The organism is Neisseria sp. HMSC065D04, assembly GCF_001815675.1.
In the GTDB taxonomy this organism is placed as follows: Bacteria; Pseudomonadota; Gammaproteobacteria; order Burkholderiales; family Neisseriaceae; genus Neisseria.
In genome coordinates, this window is sequence record NZ_KV821509.1 from 24449 (window position 1) to 31851 (window position 7403).

7 protein-coding genes are annotated in these 7403 nt (G+C 53.1%); 3 read left to right on the plus strand and 4 right to left on the minus strand.

Annotation, left to right across the window (positions count from 1 at the left end; genetic code table 11):
• The first annotated feature begins 128 nt into the window (after window positions 1-128).
• A complete protein-coding gene (gene ileS / locus HMPREF3050_RS06205) occupies window positions 129-2921 on the plus strand; it encodes an isoleucine--tRNA ligase (protein ID WP_070774097.1) in 2793 nt (930 codons plus the stop codon).
• Between the two features lie 106 nt (window positions 2922-3027).
• Here ileS and HMPREF3050_RS06210 read toward each other — a convergent pair whose 3' ends face one another.
• Entirely contained in the window at window positions 3028-3522 is a 495-nt protein-coding gene (locus tag HMPREF3050_RS06210) for a DMP19 family protein (protein ID WP_070774099.1), read from the minus strand.
• 164 nt (window positions 3523-3686) lie between these two features.
• Here HMPREF3050_RS06210 and HMPREF3050_RS06215 point away from each other — a divergent pair, with 164 nt between their 5' ends.
• Window positions 3687-3878 carry a zinc-finger domain-containing protein gene (locus HMPREF3050_RS06215; protein ID WP_003763364.1) on the plus strand — a complete coding sequence of 64 codons (192 nt, stop codon included), beginning with the start codon at window positions 3687-3689 and terminating at the stop codon, window positions 3876-3878.
• Window positions 3879-3884: 6 nt separating this feature from the next.
• The gene (locus HMPREF3050_RS06220) at window positions 3885-4232 is read left to right on the plus strand and encodes a hypothetical protein (RefSeq protein WP_003763387.1); all 348 of its coding nucleotides are present in this window, start codon (window positions 3885-3887) and stop codon (window positions 4230-4232) included.
• Between the two features lie 97 nt (window positions 4233-4329).
• Here HMPREF3050_RS06220 and HMPREF3050_RS06225 read toward each other — a convergent pair whose 3' ends face one another.
• The 3 genes from HMPREF3050_RS06225 to HMPREF3050_RS06235 all read right to left on the minus strand — a co-directional run bounded on the left by HMPREF3050_RS06225 (window position 4330) and on the right by HMPREF3050_RS06235 (window position 7117).
• Window positions 4330-5154: an undecaprenyl-diphosphate phosphatase gene (locus HMPREF3050_RS06225; RefSeq protein WP_003763369.1), complete on the minus strand. Its 825-nt coding sequence runs from the start codon at window positions 5152-5154 to the stop codon at window positions 4330-4332.
• 213 nt (window positions 5155-5367) lie between these two features.
• Window positions 5368-6012 (minus strand): thiol:disulfide interchange protein DsbA/DsbL, encoded by a 645-nt coding sequence (locus HMPREF3050_RS06230; protein WP_070774101.1) that lies wholly within the window; start codon window positions 6010-6012, stop codon window positions 5368-5370.
• Window positions 6013-6022: 10 nt separating this feature from the next.
• The gene (locus tag HMPREF3050_RS06235; protein WP_070774103.1) at window positions 6023-7117 is read right to left on the minus strand and encodes an SPOR domain-containing protein; all 1095 of its coding nucleotides are present in this window, start codon (window positions 7115-7117) and stop codon (window positions 6023-6025) included.
• Between the last annotated feature and the right edge of the window lie 286 nt (window positions 7118-7403).

Sequence of the window (7403 nt, forward strand, 5' to 3'; positions counted from 1 at the left end):
CATCCCGCATACCCGAACCCCTTATAAAAACAATACAATTCGGCTACAATAGCCCTTTGCATTTTTTCAGACGACCTTAGCGAAACGTCGTCTGAAACCGAAATACCGAAACCATAGAGAATCACAACATGACCGATTACAGCAAAACCGTAAACCTGCTCGAAAGCCCGTTTCCGATGCGCGGCAACCTTGCCAAGCGCGAGCCTGCGTGGCTGAAAAGCTGGTACGAGCACAAACGCTATCAAAAACTGCGCGAAATCGCCAAAGGCCGTCCGAAATTCATCCTGCACGACGGCCCGCCGTATGCCAACGGCGACATCCACATCGGTCATGCCGTCAACAAAATCCTCAAAGACATCATTATCCGCAGCAAAACCCAAGCCGGCTTCGATGCGCCTTATGTGCCGGGCTGGGACTGCCACGGCCTGCCCATCGAAGTGATGGTGGAAAAGCTGCACGGCAAAGACATGCCCAAAGCGCGTTTCCGCGAATTGTGCCGCGAATACGCCGCTGAACAGGTTGCCCGCCAGAAAAAAGACTTCATCCGTCTGGGCGTATTGGGCGATTGGGACAACCCCTACCTGACCATGGATTTCAAAACCGAGGCGGATACCGTGCGTATGCTCGGCGAAATCTACAAATCGGGCTATCTCTACCGCGGCGCGAAACCGGTTCAGTTCTGCTTGGACTGCGGCTCTTCGCTGGCGGAAGCGGAAGTGGAATACAAAGACAAAGTATCGCCTGCGATTGACGTCGGCTATCCGTTTAAAGACACCGCCGCGCTTGCCGCCGCATTCGGTTTGGCAGGCATCGAAGGCAAAGCGTTCGCCGTCATCTGGACGACCACGCCTTGGACGCTGCCTGCGAGCCAAGCCGTATCTGCGGGTGCGGACGTGGTTTACCAACTGATTGATACGCCCAAAGGCAAATTGGTATTGGCGAAAGATTTGGCGGAAGACACGCTCAAACGCTACGGCTTCGTTTCAGACGACCTCAGCGTCCTCGCGGAAACCACCGGCGACAAGCTGGAAAACCTGCACATGAACCATCCGTTCCTCGAACGCGATATTCTCATGCTCAACGGCGAACACGTTACCACCGACGCCGGTACAGGCTTGGTACACACCGCCCCCGCGCACGGTTTGGAAGACTACGCCGTCTGCAACAAATACGGCATCGAGCTTTACAACCCCGTCAACGCCGAAGGCAAATACATCAGCGAAACGCCGCGCGTCGCAGGCATGAGCGTTTGGGAAGCAAATCCCGTCATCCTGCAATGGCTGGAAGAAACCGGCAACCTCTTGGCCAGCAGCAAAATCGAACACAGCTACGCCCACTGCTGGCGCCACAAAACCCCGCTGATTTACCGCGCGACAGGCCAATGGTTTATCGGCATGGACAAAGCGGGAAGCGACGGCAAAACCCTGCGCGATAAAGCCATCAAAGCTGTGGACGACACCGAATTCTTCCCGTCTTGGGGTCGCGCGCGCCTGGAAGCCATGATCGAAGGTCGCCCCGACTGGGTTGTTTCGCGCCAACGCTACTGGGGCACGCCGATGACCTTCTTCGTCCACAAAGAAACGGGCGAGCTGCATCCGAACTCCGCCGAACTTTTGGAGAAAGTAGCACAACGTATCGAAGAAAAAGGCATCGAAGCATGGTTCTCCCTCGATAAAAGCGAATTGTTGAGCGCGGAAGATTGCGAAAACTACGACAAACTTTCCGACACGATGGACGTATGGTTCGACTCCGGCTCGACCCATTATTCCGTCTTGAAACAGCGCGAAGAATTGGACTGGCCCGCCGACCTCTACCTCGAAGGCAGCGACCAACACCGCGGCTGGTTCCAATCCTCCATGCTGACCGGCTGCGCCTCTTCCATGGGCCGCGCCCCGTACAAACAGCTTCTGACCCACGGTTTCGTGGTTGACCAAAACGGCCGCAAAATGTCGAAATCCATCGGCAACGTCGTCGCGCCGCAAGAAGTCTATAACGAATTCGGCGCGGACATCCTGCGCCTGTGGGCGGCATCCACCGATTACAGCGGCGAATTGGCGATTTCCAAAGAAATCCTCAAACGCGTCACCGAAAGCTACCGCCGCATCCGCAACACCTTGAGCTTCCTGTTTGCCAACCTGAGCGATTTCGACCCGTTCGAACACACCGTGCCGCAGGCAGACATGGTCGAAATCGACCGCTACGCCTTAGTGTTGGCGCGTCAACTGCAAGAGCGTCTGGCAGGCGACTTCTATCCGCGCTATGCCTTCCACTTCGCCGTGAAAGACATCGTCGCCTTCTGCTCGGAAGACCTGGGCGCGTTCTACCTCGACATCCTGAAAGACCGCCTCTACACCACCAAAGCCGACAGCCACGCCCGCCGCAGCGCGCAAACCGCCCTGTATCACATCACGCGCAGCCTGGTTCTCTTGATTGCACCGATTTTGTGTTTCACCGGCGAAGAAGCGTGGGACATCATCGGCGGCGGCGAAGAAGACAGCGTCCTCTTCCACACCTGGCACGAATTCCCGCCCATCAACGAAAAAGCCGAAGCCGAACTGGTGAAAAAATGGACGGCAGTCCGCGAAGTCCGCGAAGCCGTAACCGCCGCCATCGAACCTTTGCGCGCCGACAAAACCGTCGGTTCGTCCTTGCAGGCAGAAGCCGAAATCACTGCGCCGGAAGCCACCGCCGACTACCTGAACGCCTTAGGAGAAGAATTGCGCTTTGCCCTCTTGGTGTCCAAAGTCGACGTCAAAACCGGCAGCGAACTTGCCGTTACCGCCAAAGCCAGCGACGGCGAAAAATGCGAACGCTGCTGGCACTACACCCACGATATCGGCACAGTCGCAGGCCACGAAACTATCTGCAAACGCTGCGCCGAAAATGTGGACGGCAAAGGCGAAGAACGGCATTACGCTTAAGGTCGTCTGAAAAAAGGTCGTCTGAAAACCGAATCAGGTTTTCAGACGACCTTTTGCTATCGACCTCCCAAACAGGGAAATCCGTTCAATATTTCTTAACGTTCACTCAATCCGCGATCTCCGTAAACTTCTCCCAATTTGCCAACACATACGCCACAGCCGCCGCCATATCGTCGTCCGCGATTTCGTAATATTCGCCGTCCAATTCCTCAAAATCGGGAAACTCGGCACGAATCGCGTCCAAAGATGCCCCGCTGTCCGCCATCTCCTCGATTTTCGCGCCGTCCCGCTCGTATAAAGCCTTCGCCTTATCCAAAATCTTAGGCGTCGGTTTAATCCGCCAGCGGCGCAGGCTGTCGGCGACGGGGTTATGGAACACATATTCGCCGTAACCCGCCGCAATCAGTTGCACAAAGCCGCCCTCCTGCACTTGGCTGTCCAAATAGCAGTAAGCCGTCAGCGTGTGCTGCTCGTCGTTCAAACACCGCATTTCCTCATCGCCTGCCGCATCCGTATAATCCAAATACGCCGCGCTCAATGTGTAGAGAAATTCTGCCGCATCTTGAGGGTTCAAATCATCCTGCCGAAAAAGTGTCGTCATGTTAAAGCCCGTTTGAAAATAAAGTGAATTTAAAGCTGATTCATCATAAAAACCGCATTATAACCAAAGCATTATCAAACCAAAACCTATTTTCAGACGACCTTTTGCGCTGCACAAGCGGGCGATATATCGTACAATAAGGTCGGACTTACCAAGGAAAAATCATGAACGCAAACACCGAAACCGTCATTATCTACCCCAAAGACCTGCCGCTGCACTGCTCCGGCCCCAACCACGAAACTTGGAACGGTCATCCGCGCGTCTTCCTCCCGATTCAGTCCGACAGCGACATCGAATGCCCCTACTGCGGAACGCGTTACCATCTCGAAGGCCACATTCCCCACCACCATTATTGAGACGCTATGAAGAGATACGCCCTCCTGCTGTTGCTCGGACTGTGTACCGCCTGCGGTTCGTATAAAGCCGTCCGCCCCGATGCCCCTCTCGCCGTCGTCGCCGAAGCGCAAAACAACGCCATCCGCTACCAAGCCGCCGACGGCAGCCGCATCTCCGCCATCTACGTCAACAGCAACAGCCCGATGACGGTCGAACTGCGTCAGGGAAGTACGGTCGAAAAACTGACACAAACCCATTCGATGACCAAAACCACGGAATACCGCAACGCAAGCACAATATGGCAGCTTCAGGACGGCTTCGCCACGCTTACCCGCGGTGGCAAAACCGTCGTTTTCACCGAAATCATCGAATAATCCTGTCTGAAGTTCTTATCAATAAGGTCGTCTGAAACCTTGTTTTCGAGGTTTTCAGACGACCTTTTATCATGGGCAGCTTATTCCTACTTTAACATCATGCAGTCCATTTGACCCAGCCCATATGCGAAGTCAGCAGAATCAATCCGCCGAAGACGATGCGGTAGTAGGCAAACGGAACGTAGTTTTTGCTGGACACGAATTTCAACAGCGATTTAATCGCCAAGAAACCTGCCAAGAAAGCGGCGATGAAACCGACGGCAATCAGGCCGATATCCTGCAAAGTAAAGAGTTCGTAATGTTTGAATACGTCATAGCCGGTGGCGGCAATCATCATCGGCACGGCGAGGAAGAAAGAAAATTCGGTCGCGGCTTTGCGCTCAATGCCCCACAGCATACCGCCCATAATCGTACTTCCCGAACGCGAAGTCCCCGGCACCAGCGCGCACACTTGGGCGCAGCCGACCACAAGCGCGTCAATCGGACGCATTTCATCCACGCTTTTGACTTTAGGTTTGACTTTGCTTTGGCGTCTTTCGACCCACAGAATAAAGAGTCCGCCCAACACCAGCATGATAGCCACGGTTTTTGGGTTAAATAGATATAATTTAATTTGTTTTCTAAACAGAAATCCCATCAAAGCGGCAGGCACGAACGCGATGGCAAGGTTCAGCACAAAGCGGTTGGCGGCACGGTCTTTGCCCAGTCCGGATAAAACGGAGGTAAAACGTTGACGGTATTCAAAAATCACGGCAAGCACCGCGCCCAGTTGGATGGCGATTTCAAATACTTTGCCGTTGCTGTGGAAATTGAGCAAGTCGCCCAATACAATCAAGTGGCCGGTACTTGAAATCGGCAGAAATTCCGTCAAGCCTTCCACAATGCCCATAAGCAGGGCCTTTAATAGAGTCAAAATGTCCATATTGCTTTCTTTTTTGGTTTTCAGACGACGTTTGCCCGTCTGGATTTTAGGATGAAGCGGTATCAGAATCGGAAAACTGCTGCGGTATGACGGTATTTGCCCCATCCCTCAGCAGTATCGTTTTTATGGATTTTACGCCGCCCAAAACAAACAGACAGTTCGGAAACTGCCTTATCTTTTGCGGTCATTCCGAAACTGTCTGGCTAAATTCCGTCAGCGCGTGGCTTTGTCGGAACGCTCTTGGCGGACTTTGTTAATCAGCTCGCCTATGGTTTTCTGCCCATGCGCCCAATCGCTGCTGAATATGACCCGATATTTGCCTCCGACGATGACGTCCGGCGTGCCGTCGATACGGTAAGTCTCGGTCAGGCTTTGCATTTTTTTAGCGGCTGCGAGGCTCGCGGGTGCGTCGTATGCGGCAATCAGTTTTTTGCTGTCAAAGCTTTTTTGTGCCACCGCCCAGCTTTTGAAAGTGGCGGTATCCGCCAAATTGATTTTCTGTTCGTGTACGGCTTTGAAAATAGCGGGGTTTGCCTGATACTTCAAACCCGAAGCGTTAACCGCCGCGGCAACCCGCGCCAAGCCCAACATTTCAGGCATCCAGACGACGTGTTCGGTACGCAGGTAAACGTCTTTCGGAAAAGTTTTGCTGTATGACAGTAAGACGGGATCAAAGTTTTGGCAATGTATGCAGAAATAGCCGAAAAATTCCAAAACTTCGATTTTGGATGCGTCTCGTTGTGGAATCGGTTTGTTCAAAACCGTGTAATCCACACCTTCGACCGCAGCCTGCGCGCTTGCGGAAAAGGCAAGCGCAAGGCTGAGGAGGACGGCTGCCGGTTTGCTTGTCCGTTTCATTGCCGCCTCCTTATTGAGCCGAACGCATCAGGCTGTTGATATTGTGTTTTTGCAAGTCTTTCTGAATGTTTTTCGCGGCTTCAGACGACATGCTGTTGCTTTGTACGCGGTAAACGGTTTTGTCGCCGTTGGTGCGTTCGACCACTTTGGACGAAATGCCCAGCATGGCGAGTTTGGCACGTTGCGCGTCGGCGCTGTTGCGGTCGGCGTACGAACCCATTTGCAGGATGATTTTTTTACCGCCTTCCGCAGTTTTGGCTTCGGCTTTGGTGTTGTCGGCTTTGGCGGTTTGTTTGTCCGCCTCGGCTTTCTTCACTTCTTTCGCCGCGCCTTTATTTGCTTCCTGACGGGCTTTTTCGATGCTGCCGCTGTTCAGGATTTGCTCGGGGGTCGGTTTGTTGGTTTTGGCCGTTTCGGTTTTCTTGGCTTCGGCGGCTTTCTTCTCTGCCGCTTTTTTCTCGGCAAGTTTACGCTCGGCGCGCGCTTTTTGTTTATCCGTCAACTCGGCTGCCTTTTTGGCTTTATCGGCGGCTTCTTTGTCGGCTTTTTCTTTTTCTGCGCGTTTTTTCGCAAGCTCTGCCTTTTTCTCGGCGAGTTTTTGTCTCAACTCGCGTTCGGCAGATTCTTTGTCTTCTTTTTCCGCTTCGCGCAGGGCTTTTTCTGCTTCGCGGGCTTCGTCTTCTGCTTCATGGACGGCACGCTCTTTTTCCGCTTTTTCTTTGTCCGCACGCTCTTTTTCGGCTTTGGCTTTATCTGCCTTTTCTTTCGCTTCTTTGTCTGCGCGTTCTTTTTCTTTGGCCGCCGCATCGTCGTCGGCTTCGCTGCGTTTCTGTTCGGGCTTGGCTTCTTCTGCCGGACGCTCTTTCTCTACGGGAACGACGACAGGCTGCTCTTCAGTTGCGGGCTTGGACTCAGGTTTGGATTTTTCCTGCGGCTTGAGGATTTCAGGCTCGGTTTGCTGTTTTTGAGGCTCGGTCGCGCCCTTGAAGGCGTTCGGGGTGTCTTGATTCAGAAAATACAGGATGCCCCCGATCACGCCGGTGGCGAGGATGAGGCCGAAGAAAAAGCCGAAAAGGCCTTTGCCGTATTGAGTGTTCTTATTCATGAGATACCTATATTGATGATGCCGTTCAGACGACCTTTTGGCGGCAGAGGAATCTGCTGCTGCCATCGGCAGGGACGGGTCATTTTATCAATATCCTTTATATTGGGCAAAAATGCGCCGTTTGTTTACATGGTTTTTACGAAAACCGCCGTGATGTTAGGACGCGCTGACAATTGACCGACAACGGGCTTCTTTTGCCCGAACAGAATACTCCGCATTGGACATACCAGCAAGATACCCGACCCGTCTAAACTTTTATAGTGGATTAACTTTAAATCAGGACAAG